At 32.4% G+C, this 22,228-nt stretch carries 23 protein-coding genes and 1 pseudogene; 5 read left to right on the plus strand and 19 right to left on the minus strand.

Annotated features, from left to right (window positions below):
- Window position 1: 1 nt before the first annotated feature.
- From AAID94_00790 to AAID94_00800, 3 genes are read right to left on the minus strand one after another with little or no spacing between them, the layout of a single operon-like run.
- Complete coding sequence (locus tag AAID94_00790; GenBank protein ID XAK24090.1) at window positions 2-1,162, minus strand: sulfate adenylyltransferase; 1,161 nt, start codon at window positions 1,160-1,162, stop codon at window positions 2-4.
- Window positions 1,140-2,027 carry a response regulator gene (locus tag AAID94_00795; GenBank protein XAK24091.1) on the minus strand — a complete coding sequence of 296 codons (888 nt, stop codon included), beginning with the start codon at window positions 2,025-2,027 and terminating at the stop codon, window positions 1,140-1,142. Before AAID94_00795 ends, AAID94_00790 begins: the two co-directional genes overlap by 23 nt.
- The gene (locus AAID94_00800; protein ID XAK24092.1) at window positions 2,024-3,139 is read right to left on the minus strand and encodes a bifunctional 2-C-methyl-D-erythritol 4-phosphate cytidylyltransferase/2-C-methyl-D-erythritol 2,4-cyclodiphosphate synthase; all 1,116 of its coding nucleotides are present in this window, start codon (window positions 3,137-3,139) and stop codon (window positions 2,024-2,026) included. The genes AAID94_00795 and AAID94_00800 overlap by 4 nt, the downstream gene beginning before the upstream one ends.
- Before the next feature lie 119 nt (window positions 3,140-3,258).
- On the opposite strand from AAID94_00800, the gene AAID94_00805 reads away from it, so the two are divergent.
- Window positions 3,259-4,365: an Mrp/NBP35 family ATP-binding protein gene (locus AAID94_00805; protein XAK24093.1), complete on the plus strand. Its 1,107-nt coding sequence runs from the start codon at window positions 3,259-3,261 to the stop codon at window positions 4,363-4,365.
- Window positions 4,366-4,385: 20 nt separating this feature from the next.
- Window positions 4,386-5,546, plus strand: coding sequence for a 2,3,4,5-tetrahydropyridine-2,6-carboxylate N-succinyltransferase (locus AAID94_00810; GenBank protein ID XAK24754.1), 1,161 nt, complete (start codon window positions 4,386-4,388; stop codon window positions 5,544-5,546).
- Between the two features lie 55 nt (window positions 5,547-5,601).
- Here AAID94_00810 and AAID94_00815 read toward each other — a convergent pair.
- The 15 genes and pseudogenes from AAID94_00815 to infA form a co-directional block, all read right to left on the minus strand.
- Window positions 5,602-6,161, minus strand: a pseudogene (locus AAID94_00815) (hypothetical protein).
- Window position 6,162: 1 nt separating this feature from the next.
- On the minus strand, window positions 6,163-6,786 hold the full coding sequence (gene hisIE / locus AAID94_00820) for a bifunctional phosphoribosyl-AMP cyclohydrolase/phosphoribosyl-ATP diphosphatase HisIE (GenBank protein ID XAK24094.1): 624 nt from the start codon (window positions 6,784-6,786) through the stop codon (window positions 6,163-6,165).
- 2 nt (window positions 6,787-6,788) lie between these two features.
- The gene (gene hisF, locus AAID94_00825) at window positions 6,789-7,556 is read right to left on the minus strand and encodes an imidazole glycerol phosphate synthase subunit HisF (protein ID XAK24095.1); all 768 of its coding nucleotides are present in this window, start codon (window positions 7,554-7,556) and stop codon (window positions 6,789-6,791) included.
- Complete coding sequence (gene hisA / locus AAID94_00830; GenBank protein XAK24096.1) at window positions 7,538-8,266, minus strand: 1-(5-phosphoribosyl)-5-[(5-phosphoribosylamino)methylideneamino]imidazole-4-carboxamide isomerase; 729 nt, start codon at window positions 8,264-8,266, stop codon at window positions 7,538-7,540. Before hisA ends, hisF begins: the two co-directional genes overlap by 19 nt.
- Entirely contained in the window at window positions 8,263-8,850 is a 588-nt protein-coding gene (gene hisH / locus AAID94_00835; GenBank protein XAK24097.1) for an imidazole glycerol phosphate synthase subunit HisH, read from the minus strand. The genes hisA and hisH overlap by 4 nt, the downstream gene beginning before the upstream one ends.
- Window positions 8,847-9,908 (minus strand): bifunctional histidinol-phosphatase/imidazoleglycerol-phosphate dehydratase HisB, encoded by a 1,062-nt coding sequence (gene hisB, locus AAID94_00840; protein XAK24098.1) that lies wholly within the window; start codon window positions 9,906-9,908, stop codon window positions 8,847-8,849. Before hisB ends, hisH begins: the two co-directional genes overlap by 4 nt.
- The gene (gene hisD / locus AAID94_00845) at window positions 9,905-11,191 is read right to left on the minus strand and encodes a histidinol dehydrogenase (GenBank protein ID XAK24099.1); all 1,287 of its coding nucleotides are present in this window, start codon (window positions 11,189-11,191) and stop codon (window positions 9,905-9,907) included. Before hisD ends, hisB begins: the two co-directional genes overlap by 4 nt.
- Before the next feature lie 7 nt (window positions 11,192-11,198).
- Window positions 11,199-12,098, minus strand: coding sequence for an ATP phosphoribosyltransferase (gene hisG / locus AAID94_00850; protein XAK24100.1), 900 nt, complete (start codon window positions 12,096-12,098; stop codon window positions 11,199-11,201).
- Window positions 12,099-12,322: 224 nt separating this feature from the next.
- Entirely contained in the window at window positions 12,323-12,676 is a 354-nt protein-coding gene (gene rplQ, locus AAID94_00855) for a 50S ribosomal protein L17 (protein XAK24101.1), read from the minus strand.
- A 3-nt stretch (window positions 12,677-12,679) separates the two neighbouring features.
- Entirely contained in the window at window positions 12,680-13,693 is a 1,014-nt protein-coding gene (locus tag AAID94_00860) for a DNA-directed RNA polymerase subunit alpha (GenBank protein ID XAK24102.1), read from the minus strand.
- 13 nt (window positions 13,694-13,706) lie between these two features.
- Entirely contained in the window at window positions 13,707-14,333 is a 627-nt protein-coding gene (rpsD, locus tag AAID94_00865) for a 30S ribosomal protein S4 (GenBank protein ID XAK24103.1), read from the minus strand.
- A gap of 29 nt (window positions 14,334-14,362) precedes the next feature.
- A complete protein-coding gene (gene rpsK, locus AAID94_00870) occupies window positions 14,363-14,755 on the minus strand; it encodes a 30S ribosomal protein S11 (protein ID XAK24104.1) in 393 nt (130 codons plus the stop codon).
- Between the two features lie 9 nt (window positions 14,756-14,764).
- Complete coding sequence (rpsM, locus tag AAID94_00875; GenBank protein ID XAK24105.1) at window positions 14,765-15,130, minus strand: 30S ribosomal protein S13; 366 nt, start codon at window positions 15,128-15,130, stop codon at window positions 14,765-14,767.
- Between the two features lie 2 nt (window positions 15,131-15,132).
- Window positions 15,133-15,246 carry a 50S ribosomal protein L36 gene (gene rpmJ / locus AAID94_00880; GenBank protein XAK24106.1) on the minus strand — a complete coding sequence of 38 codons (114 nt, stop codon included), beginning with the start codon at window positions 15,244-15,246 and terminating at the stop codon, window positions 15,133-15,135.
- A 170-nt stretch (window positions 15,247-15,416) separates the two neighbouring features.
- Window positions 15,417-15,635 carry a translation initiation factor IF-1 gene (gene infA / locus AAID94_00885; GenBank protein XAK24107.1) on the minus strand — a complete coding sequence of 73 codons (219 nt, stop codon included), beginning with the start codon at window positions 15,633-15,635 and terminating at the stop codon, window positions 15,417-15,419.
- 181 nt (window positions 15,636-15,816) lie between these two features.
- Between infA and AAID94_00890 the strand changes: the two genes are divergently transcribed.
- Together AAID94_00890 and AAID94_00895 are read left to right on the plus strand one after the other, a co-directional pair.
- Window positions 15,817-17,124, plus strand: coding sequence for an MFS transporter (locus AAID94_00890; GenBank protein ID XAK24108.1), 1,308 nt, complete (start codon window positions 15,817-15,819; stop codon window positions 17,122-17,124).
- 44 nt (window positions 17,125-17,168) lie between these two features.
- Entirely contained in the window at window positions 17,169-18,800 is a 1,632-nt protein-coding gene (locus tag AAID94_00895) for a multidrug ABC transporter permease/ATP-binding protein (protein ID XAK24109.1), read from the plus strand.
- 20 nt (window positions 18,801-18,820) lie between these two features.
- On the opposite strand, the gene cgb is transcribed toward AAID94_00895, so the two are convergent.
- Entirely contained in the window at window positions 18,821-19,243 is a 423-nt protein-coding gene (gene cgb / locus AAID94_00900; GenBank protein ID XAK24110.1) for a single-domain globin Cgb, read from the minus strand.
- A gap of 163 nt (window positions 19,244-19,406) precedes the next feature.
- On the opposite strand from cgb, the gene AAID94_00905 reads away from it, so the two are divergent.
- Window positions 19,407-22,178, plus strand: a complete 2,772-nt coding sequence (locus AAID94_00905; GenBank protein ID XAK24111.1) for an FAD-binding and (Fe-S)-binding domain-containing protein — start codon at window positions 19,407-19,409, stop codon at window positions 22,176-22,178.
- Window positions 22,179-22,228: the final 50 nt, after the last annotated feature.

Here is a 22,228-nt window from a genome sequence, read left to right on the forward strand (position 1 = left end):
TTCAAACCATATAAGACATTTGATGAGTTTCTAAAAGCTTTTGATAAAATTCTTCATCGCTTTTATATTCTAAAATTCCATCTGTTGCGAAAAGATCATTATAGATTTTTTGCAAATTTTTAAATCGATTAGGAAAAATAGAAGATAAGATAATACTTGAAACTTCTTTTCGCATAAAAACAGCAGGGGGTATAATACCTGCTCTTAGCAATTCTTTTAAGGATTGAGAATTATAATGTAAATGATGATGGCATCCATGAGGGCAAGATCGAGTACTTACTATCATACGACACGCATCGCAAAATACAAATTCAGGTAAAACAATCACTTCTATATCATAATCTTTAGAAAAATCATCTAGTATGGTTTTAGGTTGATTATCATCATAAAACATTCCAAGTCCTGTGTGATTTTGCCCTACGACAAGTTTAGTACATCCAAGACTCTTGGCTAAAATGCTTTCTAGACTAGGATTTAAATGAGCGTGAAAAAGATTGATATCTTTAAGCGGGAAGATGAAAATTCTATCCGGTGGCAAATAATTTTGAATAAATTTTTTCAAATAATTTTGTTTCAAATCAAAATCAAAGCCATTTGCGTCAAAAGATTCTACAAGAAAAACAACAACCAAATCCGCCTTATCTATAGTCCAGCGAAACATTCTTTCATGTGCTCTATGCAAAGGATCAAAGCTTGAAACTATAGCAGTAATTTTATGGGCATTAAGATTTTCTTTGGTTTTATGAAATTCTTCTTTGATTTTTTGAATTGTAGAATTATAAATTTCTATTTCTCCACCGATGCAAATTTCACCCATATTATCTAAAGAGCAAGTATGTGGGCTAAAGATATTGGAAAAATTTTTATCATTTTTAAATTTGCTTTTAAGTGTGATATTTCCCACCGTTTCATCATTAAGGATAAGATCGATTTTGCTTCCTATGCGAATGTCTTTAATGAATTCTTCTGAAATTTTTGGAGCAAAGGACAAAGGATAAGGAAAACTTTCTTTATCGGATTTACCCGTTTTAAGAATTTGTTTTGTTTCATGTTCATCCATTAAATGGGTGCAACTTCCAAGCAAACCTTCTTTGATAAGAGAAAGAATGCCTAGTTCATTTTTATCTATAACGATACTTTTATTTTTTTTTGCTGATTTCATATTTTTTCCTTTTCTCCCATAAAGACTTACGAGAAATTCCTAATTTCTTTGAAAGATCTGTATCAGGAAAGACATTTTGATAATTTAAAATGATATATTTAACATATTCATCTATGGTTAAAATTTGATTACTATCGATATTTTTTTCATTATCATTAAGATTGATACACGGGAGTTCTAAATCTTCTATATTTGAATTAGTATGCAAAATAACGGATTTATTTTTGATAAATTCAAGCAATTTTTCACGCTCTAGCGGTTTTAAAACTTGAAAATTGCTCAAGAATAAAAGATTGTTTTCTGTTGGAAGTTTCATCGCTTTTTCTACTGAATTACTCACGGATAGATCAACATAAGAAAGAGTGATGTCGTATTCGTTGATATAGTTAAACACAAAGGCATCAGCTGAACTTTGTTTGTTAGATTTTAAAACTACGGGGAGTTTTAATTTTTTATAGTTGTATTCTGGAATTTTAACTGTTTCAAGTCTTGATTTGATATAGCTTTTATAAGCTTTATTCAATATAGAAAGCTTTTTAAAGTCTTGATAATGTTTGATTTTTCGTATCAATTCTTCTATCATAAAAGGTTTTTGTATATAATCGCACGCACCAAGTTTTAAAGGATTTGAAACCGTGTCTGTGCTGATATAAGAAATAAGTAAAATAATAATACTATGTTTAAATTCTGTAACTGCTTTTAAAAAATTGCTAGTATTGGTAGAAAGTAAAACAATATCATAATATTTTTCAGGGTTACGCTCATCAAAGGAATTGATGATCTCGCAACTATAACCCACATCACTAAGTTTAATACTTATGCTTTGAGCCAGATAAATTTCATTTTCTATAATTAAAACTTTCATATTTTCGTCCAATCAAAATATTTTAAATTCGCACTTGCTAAAACAGCCATACCTTCTTTACGCCCTATAAAACCTAGCTTTTCAGTAGTAGTAGCTTTTATATTTACTCTAAATTCATCGATATTGAGAGTATTTGCTATATTTTGGGCTATGGCTTCTTTAAAATCTTTAAGTTTTGGAGTTTGTGCCATCACGCAAATGTCTATATTTACAAGTTCAAAGCCCAACTCCTTAACTTTTTTATACGCCTCTTTTAAAAGATTCATAGAATTTGCATTTTTAAATTTTTCATCCGTATCAGGAAAAAGTTCGCCTATATCTCCTAAACAAGCTGCACCCAAAATCGCATCGGTTAAAGAGTGAGCTAAAACATCTCCATCGCTGTGTGCTTTTAAGCCCATGGTAGGATGAATTTCAACTCCACCTAAAAGCAAGGGGCGTTCTTCTCCAAATTCATGAACATCAAAACCATTTCCACAAAAGATTTCATTGCTTGGTCGAGGCAAATCAAGCTTTTTAAGATCTTCTTTAAAGGTTATTTTTCTAGTATTTTCTTCACCTTCAACAAACCAAATTTTTCCGCCCATTGCAGATATAGCTGTGCTATCATCTGTGAAATCTAAATTTTGATTTAAGGCTTGTTTGAGCAAGTGAGTGCGTGAAATTTGAGGAGTTTGAATGAGTTTGATTTTTTCTCTTTGCAAGGCTTCATTTTCAAAAAGCGTAGTATCTGCGACTTTTAAAGCCGGAGTGATACAATCTGCTTTATCTAAATTTTCAATCAAACGATCAAACAAGCTTTTGCTTACTAAAACTCTTGCTACATCACTTACCATTACAAATTCGCTATCTATGGTTTCTAGGGCTTTTTTTAAGGATTCTGCTCTAGTGGCACCACCTTCAACAAATTCATAATTTCTAGCAAATTTTTTCATATAAGAAGTATTACTAGAAGTAACAACTATTTTTTTAAAAGGATAAAAAGTGCTTAAATTCCGCGTAGCATAAAGCCATAAAGGATCATCGCCAAGGCGTAGAAATTGTTTTTTTACTCCCATATCAAAGCGAGTAGAATTTCCAGCTGCTAGCATAATCAAGCTAAGATTAGCCATTTTTTCCCTTTGTTATAAATATTAATTTATATATAATGTTACCATATTATACACTTATAAAAAGCTAAATTTTATCATTTTATTAGTAAAATTGATTTTTTAAAAGTTAAGGAAAAAAGATGAAAGAGCAAATTTTAGAGAAATTAAAAAGTGTAAAATATCCTGGTTTTGATAAGGATATAGTGAGTTTTAATTTTGTAAAAGATATAAAAATCGAAAATGAAAATGTTAATGTTGAGCTTGAAATTGTTTCATCAAATCCGCAAGTAAGCGAAGAATTACGCAAAAATATTGATGAAGCTTTAGCTTCTTTAAATTTGAAGAATTTACAAATTCATATCATTACTCCAAAAATTCCTGAAGAAAAAAGCAATTCAAGAAGTGGTAAAAATATCGCCCCTCAAGTAAAAAATTTCATCATGGTTTCAAGTGGAAAGGGTGGAGTAGGTAAGTCTACAACCACTGTAAATTTGGCTATTTCTATGGCTAAAATGGGAAAAAGAGTAGGGATTTTAGATGCGGATATTTATGGGCCAAATATCCCAAGGATGTTAGGCGAAACTAAAACTCAGCCTGAAGTGGTAGGGCAAAGATTAAAACCTATTTTAAGCCATGGTGTTTATATGATGAGTATGGGGGTTTTAATCGAAGAAGGTCAAGGGCTTATGTGGCGTGGAGCTATGATCATGAAAGCTATCGAGCAATTACTTGCGGATGTGATTTGGCCTGAACTTGATGTATTATTTTTAGATATGCCTCCAGGAACAGGAGATGCGCAAATTACTTCGGCACAAAGTATTCCAATTACTGCAGGCGTTTGTGTAAGCACCCCACAAACCGTTTCTTTAGATGATAGTAAAAGAGCTTTAGATATGTTTAACAAACTTCACATTCCAATCGCCGGTGTGATAGAAAATATGAGTGGCTTTTTATGTCCTGATAATGGCAAAGAGTATGATATTTTTGGTAAAGGCACTGCAGAGGAAATGGCAAAAGCTTACAAGAGTGAAGTTTTAGCACAAATTCCTATAGAGATGATAGTAAGAGAAGGCGGAGATGAAGGAAAACCTGTAAGTTTTTATCATCCTGAAAGTGTAAGTGCAAAGCGTTATTTAATGGCGGCTGAAAAAATTTGGCAATTTATAGAAAAAATCAATAATGAAGGCGGTGCAGATAATTCTGCAATCCAACCTGTGATGAATGGAAAAAGTGCTTGTTCGCATTAAAATTTTAAGGAGAAAAAATGATTATTAACACTAAAGAAGATTTTTTACTTTTAATTAAGCAAATTGAACAAAAAAATGGATATAGAAAACCTAAAGCTTTTGGTATAGCAAGACTTGATCGTGGTCAGCTTAATAAAAATAAAATTTTACAAGCCAGTTTTGCTTTGGTAAATTATGAGCAAAATTTTGGTTCTGCGGCGATTATGCTTGAAGCTTTTATGCAAAGGGGTGTTGAGATTGATTTTGAAGCAAGTGAATTTGTGCAAATTCTTAAGCTTGAGGATATTGATTATGCGCTTGCTTGCTTTAAACCTTTTTTAGAAGAAGAGGGGCATAAAAATATCGATATTTTAAAGATTATCAAAGATAAATTTAAAGACGATGAATTTGCTTTTGTTTGTCTTTTTGAAGATAAAGAGCCTTTGAGCGTGGAAAGTGTTTATTTGAAACTTTATTTGCTTTCTACCAAAAAAGTTCCTTTAAGAAGTTTAAATTTAAATGGAGCTTTTGGGCTTTTAAGTAATGTAGCTTGGAGTGATGATAAGCCTATCGAGCTTGAGTATTTAAGAGAAAACGAAATGCGTTTAAAAATGAGCAATCAGTATCCAAAAATCGATTTTGTGGATAAATTCCCAAGATTTTTAGCACATATCATCCCTGAAGATAATACAAGAATTTTAGAAAGCTCTAAGGTAAGAATGGGTGCATCTTTGGCTGCGGGTACTACAATCATGCCAGGTGCAAGCTATGTGAATTTTAACGCAGGAACAACAGGGGCTTGTATGGTTGAAGGGCGTATAAGTTCGAGTGCTATCGTGGGTGAAGGCTCTGATGTGGGCGGCGGTGCATCGATTTTAGGTGTTTTAAGCGGAACAAGTGGAAATGCTATAAGTGTAGGCAAGGCGTGTCTTTTAGGTGCAAATTCAGTAACAGGAATTCCTTTGGGTGATAATTGTATCGTAGATGCGGGAATTGCAGTGCTTGAAGGAACGAAATTTTTACTTAAAGATCGTGAAGAGCTTGCTAAACTTAATCCTTATTTTGATTTTAGTAAAGAGATTTATAAGGGTATTGAGCTTAAGGGCTTAAATGGACTTCATTTCCGTCAAGACTCTATCAGCGGAGCGATGATAGTGTGCTTAAATAAAAAAGCGATCAAGCTTAACGAAGCTTTGCATTAATTCGCTCTAAATTATCAGCAAAAGCCTAAAATTAGGCTTTTTTGTTTATTTTTCATTAAAATATAAAATTCAAAGGTCTTTTATAAGAAGGGATATTATAAAATTTACCTAAAAAATCGTAATTGTCAAAAATATAAAGTTGATAATAAAGGAAAAAAAAGATATAAGCCAAACCTACACAAATACCTAGTAATGTAGTTATTATAAAAATAAGTTTTTTCCAAGTAAAATAAGAAATTTTCTTAAAGCAAAAATAAATAAATTTAAAAACAAAGACAAAACTAAACAACACACAGCAAAGGCACTAAAGCTTAAATGCCCATCTAAAGGCAAGGTAAGCAAGAAAAACACACAAAGACAAAAGCAACCCCAAAATAAAAAGTATTTATAAAATCTAAACTTTATATCTTTGAAATAACTTTTTTCCACACTAAAAATAAAGGGATATGAATTGCTAAATAAAAATAATAAATACTCGCTCGTTTAAAAATTTCCATGTTTGTATGAAAACCTAACATTGGTACTTCAAATATATTTTCTATATATTAAGATGAAAAACATCATTAATGCAGGGTAGATAAAAAAGATCAGAAAGCCTAAAATGATATTTTTCAATTTATTCTTTATGTCTTTCTTTAAGTTTGGCAATCACATCTGAAAAACTTAAATTTGCATCCGCAAGTAAAACACTTAAATGATACATCAAATCAGCCGCCTCGCAAATAAGCTCATCTTTATCTTTAACAGTTGCTGCCAAGGCAGTTTCCACACCTTCTTCGCCGACTTTTTGTGCAATGCGTTTTGTTCCTTTTTTAAAAAGCTTTGCAGTATAGGAAGTATTTTCATCCGCATTCTTGCGCGAATTTATAAGTTTTTCCAGTCTTGCTAAAAAGACAAAATCTGCACTTTTAGATACATTTTCAAAGCAAGAAATATTGCCTATATGGCAAGTAGCTCCTATAGGATCAACTAAAATTAAAAGTGTATCATTATCGCAATCAAGGCTTAAATCAACGATATTTAAAAAATTTCCACTCTCTTCACCCTTCATCCAAAGACGATTTTTAGTACGCGAAAAAAATACGACCTTTTTGCTTTCCAAACTTTTTTCTAAAGCTTTCTCATCCATAAAACCTAGCATTAAAACTTCACAGCTTTTTGCATCTTGTATTATGACAGGGATAAGCCCATTTACTTTTTGCCAATTGATTTTTTCATTTAAATTTTGGAAATTTTGCATTTTTATATCCTTATACTTACACCTTGGATTTTTAAGTAGTTTTTTAATTCTTTAATATCAATGATTTGTTGATGAAAAACAGAAGCTGCTAAAGCCCCATCTACTCCGATTTTAAAGGCTTCTAAAAAGTGCTCCATCTTTCCTGCTCCACCGCTTGCGATCAAAGGTACTTTGCATTCTTTTTTTGCAAGGCTTAATTGCTCTAAATCATAGCCATTTTTAACACCATCTTGATTCATCATATTTAGAACTATCTCTCCAGCGCCCAAATCCTGTACTTCCTTAATCCACTCGATCGTATTTTTCCCGCTATGTTTGCTAGTGTTTTCATCACCTGTGTATTTGAAAACCTTTAAATTTCCATTTTCATCTTTAAAGCTATCAATGCCCACTACAACGCATTGTACCCCAAAACTTTTGGCTAAACGAGTGATAAGATCTGGATCGTTTAAAGCAGGGGAGTTGATAGAAATTTTATCCGCTCCATTGGCTAAAAGTTCGGCTGCATCTTCTTCGCTTTTAATACCGCCTGCCACGCAAAAAGGGATGTTGATATTTTTGGCCACTTCGCTTACCCATTCTCTTGAAATGCGTTCCTTTCTAGCGCTTGCGGCAATATCATAAAACACAAGCTCGTCAATCCCGCTTTGAGAATAACGCTTTGCAAGCTCTACGATATCTCCCATATCTTTATGATTTTTAAACTGTGTTCCCTTTACTACTCTACCATCTTTTACATCTAAACATGCAATTATGCGTTTTGTAAGCATTTTATCCCTTCTTCTACGCTAAAAACTCCATCTAATAAAGCTTTTCCTACGATAACCCCACTACAAATACCCTTGAGTTTTTTAAGATCCTCTAAGCTCGCTACGCCTCCACTTGCTTGAGTGTGAATTTTAGGAAAGTTTTTATGGATGAGTTCATAAAGTTCAGCATTGCTTCCTTGCATGGTGCCATCTCTTGAAATATCAGTGCAAAGTATGTGTTTTAGACCCTTGATATTATAAAATTCTAAAACCTCTAAAAGTCTTTTATCGCTCGTATCCTGCCAAGCGTTAATAGCTATCATATAATCTTCTTTTAAAATTGTATCAAGTGCCAAAACGATAGCTTCACTTCCAAAATGTTGTAAAATTTCAACACAAAGCGTAGGATTTGTAATCGCCAAAGAGCCGATCACTACACGCTTTACTCCACAATCAAGCAAAGCTTGTATCTCTTCTTTGGTGCGAATTCCACCACCCACTTGCAAATTGACACTGACTTCATTTGCTAATTTTTCTATCAGGGTAAGTTGTCTTTTATTTGGATCTTTAGCTCCGCTTAAATCCACTAAATGAAGCCAAGTTGCTCCTGCGTTTTCGTATTCTCTAAATTTTTCTAAAGGATCGTATTTGTATACTTTTTTTTGTTCATAATCGCCTTTCACAAGGCGCACTACTTGTCCATCGATCAAATCAAGTGCAGGGATTATCATGCTATATCCTTAATGAAATTTGATATTAAAATTTCCCCCGCTTCTCCACTTCTTTCAGGGTGAAATTGTACGCCATAAAAATTATCTTTTGCTAAACTTGCGCTAAATTTTACCCCATAATCACTTGTAGCTATGGTATAGTCATTTAATGCTACATGATAACTGTGTACAAAATAAAAATAAGCCCCATTTAAACCCTTAAAAAGTGGGTGTGAGCTTGCAACTTCATTCCACCCCATGTGCGGTAAAGAATACTCTTTTGGAAGTTCAAATTTTTGAGTTTTAAAAGGTATAATGCCTAGAGTTTCTTGATTTAGTTCTTCTGAAAAATCCCCTAAAATTTGCATTCCTAGGCAAATTCCAAGTAAGGGTTTTTTGGTATTTTTGATAAAATTTGTTAGATTAAAGCTTTCTAAATTGCTCATTGCTTTTGCTGCTGTTCCAACTCCTGGTAAAAAAAGCTTATCCGCACTTTCTAAATCTTTTAAATCTCTACTGATTTTAGCATCAAAGCCTAGTCTATCAAGACAAAATTTCAAAGATGCCAAATTTGCACATGCTGTATCGATGATGATCAGTTTCATATTACCCCTTTAGAGCTGGCTAAATTTTCACTTTCGATTTTTACAGCCATTTTCAAGGCTTTTGCAAAAGCTTTAAAAAGCCCTTCGGCTTTGTGATGATCGTTTTTACCTTTAACCTTTAAGTGTAAACTCGCTCCCATTGAGTAGCTTAGCGAGTAAAAAAAGTGTTCTATCATTTCAGTACTTAATTCGCCTAATTTTTCCTTTTTAAATTTGGCTTTATAAACTAAATGCGGACGGTTGCAAAAATCGATCGCACAACTTGCCAAACACTCATCCATAGGCAAGACAAAGCCATATCTTGTGATACCTATCTTATCTCCTAAAGCTTGTTTTATGGCACTTCCTAAAGCTAAAGCAACATCTTCAACGCTATGATGCTCATCGATTTCTAAATCACCCTTGCAAGAAATTTCAAGTCCTATGCCCCCATGTACTGCGATTTGCTCGAGCATATGATCGAAAAAAGGAACTCCTGTATTAATAGCAATCTTTCCACCATTTAAACATACTTTTACATAGATATTGGTTTCTTTAGTGATACGCGAAATGCTTGCGGTGCGAAAGGAATTTAGAATTTCTTCTTCTATCTCTTTCCAAGTCAAATTCTCGCTGTATTTTAACCCACGAACACCTAAATTTGAAGCTAGGATCATATCAGTATCTCGATCGCCGATCACAAAGCTTTGTTCTTTATTGTAAAGATTGTGCTTGATATACTCATCTAAAAGGGCAGTTTTTGGCTTTCTACACTCGCAATTTTCATTTTCAAAATGTGGACAAATGAAAATATCTTTAAATTCTATGCCACAGCTTTGTAAAATATCTAACATTTTTTGATGTGCTATTTCAAAATCTTCTTTAGGAAAGCTTTGAGTCCCAAGGCCATCTTGATTAGAAACAAGCACAAATTTAAAGCCAAAATTTTTAAGTTTTAAAAGAGTAGGGATAGCACCTTTTTCAAAACGAAGTTTTTCAAGGCTATCGATTTGAAAATCGCTCTTTGGTTCTTCTATGATGGTACCATCTCTATCGATAAAAAGGATTTTTTCACTCATTTTAGACTTTCTAAGCGAAAAGTTACTGCATTTTTATGCGCATCTAAATGTTCATTTGCAGCTAAAATTTCAACACTTTTTCCTAAATTTAAAAAGCCTTCTTTGCTAAGTTCTTGCACGCTCATTCTTTTGCTAAAATCAGCCAAGCCCAAGCTAGAATGCGTTTTAGTAAGTCCATAAGTTGGCAAGACATGATTTGTCCCACTTGCATAATCCCCCATGGATTCTGGGCTTAACTCACCTAAAAATACAGATCCAGCGTGTTTGACTTTATCTAAAAGCTCACGAGGATTTTGTGTTTGTATGATTAAGTGCTCAGGTGCGTAAAGATTTGAGATCAAAAGAGCTTCATCTAAGTCTTTTGCAATGATGATTTTAGAATTTGCAATGCTTTTAGACGCTAATTCTTTTCTTGGTAAATTTTCAAGCTGACGGCTTACTTCATCACTCGCACTTTGTGCAAATTCTTTGCTTAAGCATACCAAAATCACTTGAGAATCTGCACCATGTTCAGCTTGTGAAAGCAAGTCGCTTGCTACAAATTTAACATTTGCTTTCTCATCTGCTATGACTAAAACTTCACTAGGTCCTGCTTGCATATCTATAGCAGCTCCATTTATATCACTGCTTACTTGGCGTTTAGCTTCAGTAACAAAGGCATTACCTGGCCCAAAGATTTTATCTACTTTTAAAACGCTTTTGGTTCCATAAGCTAGTGCTGCTATAGCTCCTGCACCACCCATTTGATAAATTTCATCTACTCCGCAAAGCTTAGCGCAAAAAAGCGTAGCATCGTTTATTTTTGCAGGGCTTGCCAAAACAATTTTTTCACATTGAGCTATTTTTGCAGGAATTGCTAGCATTAAAACCGTTGAAAATAAAGGCGCCAAACCCCCTGGTATATAAAGTCCTACTTTTTCAATAGGGCGTGTTAAAACTTCGCATTTTACACCCTTGGTGGTTTCAATGGCTACTTCTTTTGGAATTTGCGCCTCATGGAATTTTTTGATATTTTCATAAGCGATTAAAATCGCTTCTTTTAAGTCTTTATCCAAGCGTGAGCTTGCGTTTTCAAGCTCTTCTTCGCTTACTTTGATACTTGAAATTTGGGCTTTGTCAAATTTTGAAGCTTGTTCTATCAAAGCTTCATCGCCTTTTTCTCTTACTTCCTTGATGATAGAACTCACTATCTGTGAAATTTCATCTTTTGCTGCTATTGCAGGGCGTTTTAATACTTCTTGTTTTTGTTTTTCGTCTAACTCGTTAAAATTTATTATTTGCATTTTTTACTCACTTTAACATTTTTTCAATAGGTAAAACTAAAATCGAACTCGCACCTTCTTCTTTTAAAGCTTCCATAGTTTCCCAAAAAAGATTTTCTTTACTTACCATATGCAAGGCTACATTTTTTTCATCATGTGCTAAAGGTAAGATAGTAGGCTTTTCTACACCTGGAAGTAGGGATTGGATTTTGTCAAGTTTTTCTTTTGGAGCATGAAGCATGATGTATTTGCTTTCTCTTGCTTGCATTACCCCTGCAACGCGAAGCATGATTTTATCAACCAAAGCCTGTTTTTCACTACTTAGAGTATTTTGTTTTTGTATCAAACAAGCACGAGATTGGTAAATAACTTTAACTTCTTTAAGATTGTTTGCTTGTAGTGTTGCGCCGCTTGAAACAAGATCACAAATCGCATCGGCTAAATTTGCTCTTGGAGCTACTTCAACCGAACCTGTAAGCATACAATTTTTATAATGAACATTGTTTTCTTTCATAAAGCGTTTTAAAAGTTGTGGATAAGAAGTGGCGATTCTTAAATTTTCAAAATCTTTCAAATTATCAAATTTTTTCTCTTGAGGCAAGGCAAGTGAAAGTCTACAATAACCAAAATCAAGCTTTGTCAAAAGCTTGTAATTTGCCTCTTCGCCCAAGCTCTTTCTTTCGAGTTCGTTTTCTTCTAAAACATTTTCGCCTATAATGCCAAGATCTACAACTCCATCAAAGATAAGACCAGGTATATCATCATCTCTTACTCTTAAAATATCTATGGGTAGGTTGGTTGAAAAAGCTATGAGACTTTGCTCATGTATATGCATTTTAATTCCGCATTTGTTTAAAAGTTCTACGGATTCTTTAGAGAGTCTGCCTGATTTTTGTATAGCTATACGCAAACGAGAATTTTCTTGCATATTTTATATCCTTGCATTTATAAAAATAAAAAATTATATTAGCATAAGTAGTTAAAATTTTGGCTAAAAATTATTTTTTAAATAATCATTTAAGAATTTTTATTTTTTTTTTTTTAGAAATTAGATTTAAAAATATGATTTTGAATTTTTTGGATTTGTAAAAAGTTAGTAGGTTAAAAAATTATAAGGAGAAAATTTTAAAATTCCAGCTTAAGCTGGAATTTTTAGGCTACAAATTCAATAAAAGCCATTTCAGCTGCGTCACCGCGGCGAATTCTTGTTTTGATAATTCTTGTATAGCCACCATTTCTTTCTTTGAAATTTGGAGCTATTTCTGTAACAAGTTTGTTTGTAGCATTTTTATCTTGTAAAGCAGCAAAAACTGCTCTGTGAGCGTTAAAATCTCCAAGTCTTGCTCTAGTAATCAATCTTTCTACATAGCCTCTTAATTCTTTAGCTTTTGGTAGAGTTGTTTCGATTTTACCGCTATTAACTAAAGCTATAGTTAAATTTTTTAACAAGGCAGCACGATGAGATGAAGTTCTGCCAAGTTTTCTATATCCGTGTTTATGTCTCATTCTTTATCCTTCGTTTTGTGCTTTTAATTCATCGATTTTTTTCTTAAGCAAATCTTTATTATCACTAAGCTTAGAAGTACCTACAGGGAAGCCTATGCTTTCCATAATGCTTTTAATTTCATCTAAAGATTTTTTGCCTAAATTTTTAAGTCCAGCAAGTTCATTAACACTCATTAAAGCGAGCTCTCCGATATAAACAATTCCTGCTTTTTCAAGGCAATTGTAACTTCTTGCACTTAAATTGAGATCAGTAATATTTTGCAATAGTTTAGTATTTTCTAATTCATTGCTTGTAGCTTGACTTTTTATGATGCTTCTAACATTTGTAATTTTATCAAATACTGATAATTGCTTATACATAGCTTCTAAAGCATTTTGAAAAGCTTCATTTGGAGTGATTTGTCCATCAGTAGTTACTGTTAAAACTACTTTTTCATAGTCAGGATTGTCTTCAAATAAAACTTTCTCAATATCATAAGTCGCCTCTCTTACAGGAGTGAAAAAAGCATCAAGAGCTATGAATTTTGGATCATTGATAAGTTCTTTGATTTCTTCACTTGGTACATAACCAATGCCTTTTTCTATGATAAGAGTAAATTTAAGTTCAGCATCTTCATTGATTGTTGCTAAATATGCATCTGTATTTACGACTTCAACTTGATCGTTGTTTAAATCTTTACCATAAATTTCTTTAGGGCCTTTGAAACTAAACTCAACGATTTCTTTATTAGAATCGCTTTTAAGTTTGAAGCGTAATTTTTTAAGATTGATGATAAAAAGTGCTACATCTTCAAGCATACCACGCATACTATCAAATTCATGCGCCACACCATCGATATGAATAGCGGTTGGAGCATAGCCTATAGTGCTAGTATAAAGTAAACGGCGTAAAGGATGGGCTAGGGTAATACCATAGCCGATCTCAAAAGGCCAAGCACTGATTTTAGCCACAGTATCACTAATATTTTCTATAGTGAATTCTGTCGGCGTATAAGCAGATGTTGTAATGTTTCTCATGATTTAGCCCCTATTACTTAGAGTAAAGCTCAACGATGAATCTTTCCTCTACTGGAATGATAACTTCTTCTCTTTCAGGTTTTCTAGTGAAAATTCCAAATCTTTTATCTTTTTCCACATCTACCCAAGCAACGATACCTGTTTGAGCAGTAAGCTCGATCGCTCTTGTGATTTGAGGATTATTTTTACTTTTTTCTATTACTTCGATTTTTGCTCCTGCTTCTACTCTAAAGCTAGGGATGTCTACTCTTTTTCCATTTACTAAAATGTGTCCATGAGTTACAAGTTGTCTTGCAAAACGACGAGTTGTAGCAAAGCCCATTCTATAAACTACATTGTCAAGTCTTTGCTCTAAAAGTTGGATAAGTAAAACCCCTGTATTGCCATCTCTTCTAGCAGCTTCTGCAAAAAGTCTTCTGAATTGTTTTTCACTTACTCCATACATAAATTTAGCTTTTTGTTTTTCTCTTAATTGGAGTCCGTATTCGCTGATTTTACCTTTTCTTGCTCCGTGTTGTCCTGGTGCATATGGGCGTTTATCTAATGCGCTTTTTCCGGCTAGTCTTCTTTCTCCTTTTAATGCTAAGCTAACACCAAAGCGTCTTTCTAATTTTTCTACTGGTCCTCTATATCTTGCCATAATTAATTCTCCTAATTTTTTCTTATATCTTAGACACGACGACGCTTAGGCGGTCTGCAACCATTATGAGCTAATGGAGTAATATCTTTTAAGAAAGTTACTTTGATTCCTTCCATAGCACCTACACTTTTAACAGCAGTTTCTCTACCGCTTCCTGGTCCTTGTACTTTAATGCCTACTTCTTTGATTCCGTGTTCTTTTGCTTTATTTAAAGCGTCTTCTACTGCTTGTTGTGCCGCATAAGGAGTTGATTTTTTAGAACCTTTAAATCCTAAACCGCCCGCACTGCTCCAAGCGATAGCATTTCCCATTTCATCTGTAACAGTTACCATGGTATTGTTAAAAGTTGCACTGATATAAACAATACCTTTTGCTATATTTTTTTTAACTACTTTTTTCTTTACGATTTTTCTTTTTGCCATCTTTTATCCTTATGATTTTGCACCAACAGTTTTTCTCTTACCTTTTCTAGTTCTTGCGTTTGTTTTTGTTTTTTGTCCGCGAACTGGTAAGCCTTTTCTGTGTCTTAAGCCTCTAAAGCTTCCTAAATCCATAAGTGCTTTTATATCCATAGCAACTTGTTTTCTTAAATCCCCTTCAACCATATAGTTTTCTTGGATTTCTTTTCTGATAGCTGCTGCTTCATCTTCGCTTAGTTCATGCACTCTTTTGTCATAAGAAATGCCTGTTTTATCTAAGATTTTTCTTGAAGTAAAAAGTCCTATACCATAAATATAGGTAAGTCCATACTCAATTCTTTTTTTCTTTGGTAAATCCACACCTGCGATACGAGCCATGTTTATCCTTGTCTTTGTTTATGTTTTGGATTTTCGCAAATAATGCGAACTACGCCTTTACGGCGAACTACTTTGCACTTGTCGCACATCTTTTTAACTGATGGTCTCACTTTCATGAGTTCTCCTTAAATGAATTCCACTTCATTTACGACTGCATCAGGTTTTATGAATAACCAACTATTTTTAAAATAAGTGGTGAATTTTAAAAATACCTCTTCATATAGTTCGATACATTTTGTCGCAAAAACGTTAATTTTATCTAAAATTAGCTTTTAAATAACTTATATTATTTATATCTAAAAGTGATACGCCCTTTATCAAGGCTATAAGGTGTAAGTTCAACTTTAACTTTATCCCCTGGCATGATTCTTATATAGTGCATACGCATTTTTCCTGCTATATGACATAAAATCACATGCTTGTTGTCAAGTTCAACTTTAAAATTTGCATTAGGTAATGCTTCAAGCACTGTGCCATCGATTTCAATCACATCGTCTTTTGCCAAAATTTTCTCCTCTCATTAAATTTTTAAATAAAAGTGCTAATTTTATCAAAAATTATTAAAAATTTTGCTTAAGCTGATTTTTATGATTTTTATCATTAAAAATTAAATTGAAAATGATTGTTTGTTTTATAAATATTTGTAGTATAATGGTTATTTTTAAAATTCTTTAAGGTATAAAATAATGAAAAAATCAAAACTAGGCACAAAAGAATTTAAAATTTTAGGACTTTCATCACTAGGTGGAACTTTAGAATTTTATGATTTTATCATCTTTGTATTTTTTGCTGAATATATCGCAAAAGTATTTTTTCCTAAAGATATGAGTGAATTTTGGACTTTGTTAAATACTTATGGAGCTTTTGCTGCAGGTTATTTAGCGCGCCCTTTAGGCGGTATAGTGATGGCGCATTTTGGTGATAAATTTGGGCGTAAAAATATGTTTATGTTAAGTATTTTGCTTATGGTGCTTCCTACTTTTACATTGGCTTTTATACCTGGTTATGAAACTCTTGGTTTTTTAGCGCCGTTTTTGCTTATACTTATAAGAATTTTTCAAGGTATTGCTATAGGTGGGGAATTACCTGGTGCTTGGGTTTTTGTGAGGGAACATTGCAAAGAAGGTCAAAAGGCTTTCTCTTTGAGTTGTTTAAATTCAGCTATGGCTTTGGGAATTTTACTAGGAAGTATGGTATTTTTGCTGATTAATGCTTTTTTTAGCACCGAAGAAATCGCAGCTTATGCATGGCGTATTGCTTTTTTTGTGGGTGGAATTTTTGGGATTATTTCTATTTATTTGCGTAGATTTTTACAAGAAACTCCTATTTTTAAACAAATGCAAAAAGAACGAAGCTTGAGTTCTTTTCCACTTAAGGACTTGTTTAAAGAAGAAAATATTTTCAAAAATACGCTCGCGTCTATCTTTATAACTTGGGTTTTAACAGGTTGTGTTGTAGTGCTTATCTTATTAATGCCTAAATTTATGCCAAGTATTTTGGGCTTGAGTGCGATTGAAGGAAGTTATTTACAAGTTCTAGGAATTTTAGGTATAACACTAGGCGGAGTGTTTATGGGCTATCTTGTGGATAAATTAGGCTTGTTTAAAATTTGTATTTTCTTTTCTTTAGTTTTTGCATTTTTTTCTTGCTTGTATTTTTATGCTTTATATGATCTTAAAAATCTTGTCTTAACCTGTATTTTATATACAAGTGTTTGTTTTTTAGGTGGGATTAATGTCTTTGCTCCTATTTTAATGAGTGAAGTTTTTAGAGCTAAAATAAGATTTTCAGGAATTTCTTTTTCGTATAATATTGCTTATGCTATCGCAGGAGGAGTTACTCCTCAACTTGTTTTGTGGCTCAATATCCTTGCTACTAGAAGTAAAAATCCATTTTTATATGGAATGAGTATGTATATGATTTTTCTAGCTTTATTGGCTATTTGTGCTGTTTTCCTTGTAAAGGATAAAATAAATTTTGATAATCGCTCTTAAAATGCTATAATTAATTTTTAATTATACTTTCGGAGTTTTTATCAATGCCTTTTATTTTAGAATTGCTTAAACAAAATAAATTTAAATTCATCTCTTTTTTGCTTTTTTCTTTTATCTCAAGTGCTGTAGGGGTTTTAACCCTAATTTTTATCAATGATTATTTGCTTAAAAATACACAAAATATCCCTATTTTATACTTTATCGCTTTGCTTATAGTGTTTTTTCTTAGCTCTACTATAGTAGAGCTAGGATTAAGCGTTTTTGGTCAAAATTTCATTTTCAAGATGCAAAGACGCGTAGTAAAGCAGATCCTAGATACTCCTTTATTAAAAGTCGCAAAAGTAGGTAAGGCAAGAATTTTAGCTTCTTTAGGCAGTGATGTAAGAAATGTATCTTTTGGGCTTTTGAGATTGCCTGATTTTTTACAATCAAGTATATTGATACTTTGCACTAGTGTTTATTTGTGCTATCTTTCACCTCAAATTTTTACCCTTTGTGCGATTTGGATTATTGTGGTTTTTACTATTAATAATTTTTTGATGATGAAAGTTTATTCGTATTTTCGCAAAGCAAGAGAAAATGATGATGCTTTGCAAAATAATTATCAAAATATATTAGATGGCCATAAAGAGCTTTTAATCAATCGCTACCGCGCTAAGCTTTATTATGAAGATGAATTTGAAAACAATGCAAGATCTAAAAAGAAAAATAACACCCTAGGCAATCTTTTTAACAATCTTTCATCAAATTTTACAAATGTAGCACTTCTAGCTTTAGTAGGGGTGGAATTTTATTTAGCCTTGGAATTTAAGTGGGCGAGTGTAGCCGAAGCAACAACGATAGCATTGTCAATTTTATTTTTAAGAACCCCTTTGGTTTCGATGATAGGATCTTTTCCTACCTTGCTTTTAGCAAAAATCGCTCTAGATAAGATAGCAAAACTAGAACTTGATGATTATAAAGAGCATTTTGAAAAAACCAATTTTATCAAGGATTGGCGTCAAATTTCTTTTAAAAATACGAGTTTTTCTTATGATGATAATTTTCATCTAAATCCTGTAAATTTGGAGCTTAAAAAAGGAGAATTGATATTTTTAATAGGAAAAAACGGAAGCGGAAAATCTACTTTTTGTATGCTTTTAACAGGGCTTTTTAAGCCAAGTGAGGGTGAAATTTTTGTAGATGATATGAAAATTGATGATGATAATTTAGATATTTATAGGTCTTTAGTATCGGCTGTGTTTAGTGATTTTCATCTCTTTACTAAGACTTTAGCGAAAGAGAAATTTGCAGATGAAGAAAAAATCGCTTCTTGGCTTGAATTTTTAGAGCTTAAGGGTAAAACTAGAGTGGAGGATCACGAGCTTGTATTAACCAAGCTTTCTACAGGACAAAAAAAGCGTTTGGCAATGCTTATAGCCTTGCTTGAAGAAAGAGATATTTTAGTGCTTGATGAATGGGCAGCAGATCAAGATCCGGTTTTTAGAAGATTTTTTTACAAAAAGCTTTTGCCTTTATTAAAAGAACAGGGTAAGACGATTTTTGCAATTACTCATGATGATGCGTATTTTGATAGTGCAGATAGAATTTTTTTGGCTGAAGAAGGAAATATCAGCGAATTAAAGGGTGAAAATATCAAAGAATTGGCTAGAAATTTGGTAGAGAAATTTGATTAAAGCCCAAAAATGGGCTTTTATTATTTTTCATATAGCTTTTTTTCTATATCTATATAAAATTCAGCGATTTTTCCATAAGCAACTTCCCAAGCTTTAAGTGTTGCTTCGTCAGGATTTAAAAGATTTTTGATAGCTTTTAAAAGACAAGCTCCTACTATAGGATAATGCTCTTCTTTAACCCCTAAATTTACATGAGTTATGGCAACTTTATCCACAAATGATCTCATATTTTCTAAATTTTCTATATTTTTAGCTGCCATTAAAATAGCCATGGCTAAGGCTTTCGGTTGCTCCCCAGATGCTTGTTTTTCCATATTAAACATAGGTTTTACTTCAGGATAGTCATTAAACATTACTTTGTAAAACTCTTTTGTTAAATCTTCCCCGTTTTTTTGTAAAATTGGTACGCAATCTTTGATAATTTGAATTTGTTCTTGTGTCATAGTTCTCCTTTTAGTTCTTTAAATTTTTAAAATGGAGGGTATTCTAACTTTTAATCCAGATAAAAAAATTGACTTCGGTTAAATTTATGCTCAAAAATATAAATTTAAAATTGTCTTTAAATTATTAAGTTATATAATTGATAATAAATTAAAAAGAGGGATCATGGCAAATTTTAAAGCTTTTTATAATGAGGCTAAGTATATTTTTAAGGATAGAATCTTTAATGATTATGCTAGATGTTATGCTTATGGCATTGATGCGTCGTGTTATTTTTATATTCCAAAAATAGTGATTATTGCTAAAAATGAAGATGAAATTAAGCAAGTTATTCAATTAGCACATACTTATAAAACTCCCATATCATTTAGGGCAGCGGGCACAAGTTTAAGTGGGCAAAGTTCTTGTGATGGAGTGCTTGTGGTGATTAAATTTGCCTTTAAAAAAATAAAAATTAACAAAGATGCTAGTGAAATCACTTTGGGATGTGGTGTAGTAGGCATTCATGCTAATGAAAGTCTTGCTTTTTTAAAGAAAAAAATAGGACCTGATCCAGCTACTATAAATTCAGCTTTAATTGGAGGAATTATCAATAACAACTCAAGCGGAATGTGTTGTGGAACTAAGGATAATAGCTATAAAACCTTAAGAAGCATTAGGGTGATTTTGGCAAATGGTAGCATACTTGATACTAGCGATGCTTTAAGTGTGGCTCAATTTAAAAATGAGAATAAAAAATTAATTAATGAGCTTAGAGAGATCAAAGAAGAGATTAATGCCAATAAAGAATTAAAAGATTTAATAATCAAAAAATTTAAAATCAAAAATACCACAGGCTATAGCCTTAATGCCTTTGTTGATTATGATGATGAAATAGACATTTTAGCACATTTGCTTGTTGGCTCTGAAGGGACTTTGGGATTTGTAAGTGAAGTTAAGCTTGCTGTTTTAGATGATTTGGAATTTAAGGCCTGTGCTTTATTGTTTTTTGATAATATTAATAATGCCGCAAACACTATAAAAGAATTTGCTAAAGTTGATTTTATAAGCTCTGCTGAAATCATGGACTATGCAAGCTTAAAAGCTGCTTCAAGCTATGATGAGCTAAGAGATATTTTAGCTGATATTAAAGAGGGTGATACTTGTGTATTGATCCAAAGCGAGCATAGTAATGAGTTTAAGCTTGATGAAAATATAAATAAAATAAAAGAAATTTCAAAATTAGCTTATAAGTCATATTTTAGCAAGAATAAGGCCGAATATGATTTATGGTGGAAGATTAGAAAAGCGCTTTTGCCTATAGCAGCTAGCCTTAGAAAGGCAGGTTCAACGGTGATTACTGAAGATGTGTGTTTTAATATCGAGGATTTAGCTGATGGAATTAAAAGCATTCAAGAATTGTTTTATAAATATGGTTTTAGTGATAATGGAATCATTTTTGGCCATGCATTAGCGGGCAATATTCATTTTATCATTACGCCGGATTTAAATAATAAGCTTGAATTTGATAATTTTTCAAATCTAGTTAAAGAAATGTCTAATATAGTAGCTTCGTATGGTGGAAGTATAAAAGCTGAACATGGCACAGGGCGTATGGTAGCGCCTTTTGTGGAGGTAGAGTGGGGTAAGCAAGCTTATCTAATCAACAAAAAAATCAAAAGTATTTTTGATAAAGAGAATTTATTTAATCCTGATGTAATCATTAGTGATGATAAAGATATTTATAAGAAAAATATCAAGCAAGCGAGTTTGATTGATGAGAAATTAAATACCTGTATGGAGTGTGGATTTTGCGAAAGATTTTGTCCATCGAATGAATATACAATTACTCCAAGACAAAGAATTGCTATTTTAAGAGAGATAAAACGTCTTGAAAGTTTAAATGATGATGAGTCAAAAGCAAAATTAAAGGATATTAAAAAATATTACAATCATTTAGTAGATAGCTCTTGTGCTGCTTGTGGGGTGTGCTCTTTTTCGTGCCCTTTGGGGATTAATTTTGCTGATTTTTCATTAAAATATAGAAAAAATAATATAGGATTTATGTCTAAAATTTTAGGAAATCTAGCATATAAAAACCATGAAAAAACTCTAAAAATTGCTAAATTTTCATTAAGTATCGCAAATAAATTTGATAATTTAAGTCTTGATAATAAACTTGAAAAAGCAAGCAATTTTCTTAGCGCTATACCAAGAACTAGGGCGTATTTGCCTAAGGTGAATGATTATGAGTTAAAAAGTCGTAAAAGAGCTTATAATGTGGTTTATTTTACAAGCTGTCTTAATAAAAGCTTTAAACCAAATGAAAAAATGTATGACAAAAGAAGCTTGCAAGAAGTATTTGAGAGCTTGTGCGAAAAAGCAAATATAGGTATTATTTATGCACCCAACGATTTATGTTGTGGTAAGGCTTATGAGAATTTTCAAGATATCCAAGATAAAAATATACAAAAAATCAATGATTTTTTAAGCAATATAGACTCACCCATAGTGCTAGATCATAGTGCTTGTAGTGCTAAATTAATTAGCGATCATTCAAAGTATGAAATTTATGATTTAAGTGAGTATTTGTTAAAATTTATTGCCCCTAAGTTACGCATTGATAAAATCAATGAAGATGTAGGATTGTATATCATGTGTGCTGCTAGAAAACTTGGCTTAAATGAAAATATAATCAAGCTTGCAAAGCTATGCACAAATGGAAAAGTATTAATAGATAATGATACCTATTGTTGCGGATTTGCTGGATATAAGGGTTTTTTCAATCCTAAATTAAATATTAATGCTACAAAGGGCTTTAAAAAATTTTATGCCAAAACGAATATTAAGCGCGGATTTAGTACATCAAGCACTTGCGAGATAGGATTAAGTGATGCTACGGGTATATCTTGGCAGCATATAGCGTATTTATTGGATGAATGCAGTGAAGCAATTTAACATAGAATAAATAAAACTCCACAATTTAAAGCAAATTATCCCCCTATAGG

The organism is Campylobacter coli (assembly GCA_039516895.1).
Lineage (GTDB): Bacteria > Campylobacterota > Campylobacteria > Campylobacterales > Campylobacteraceae > Campylobacter_D > Campylobacter_D coli_B.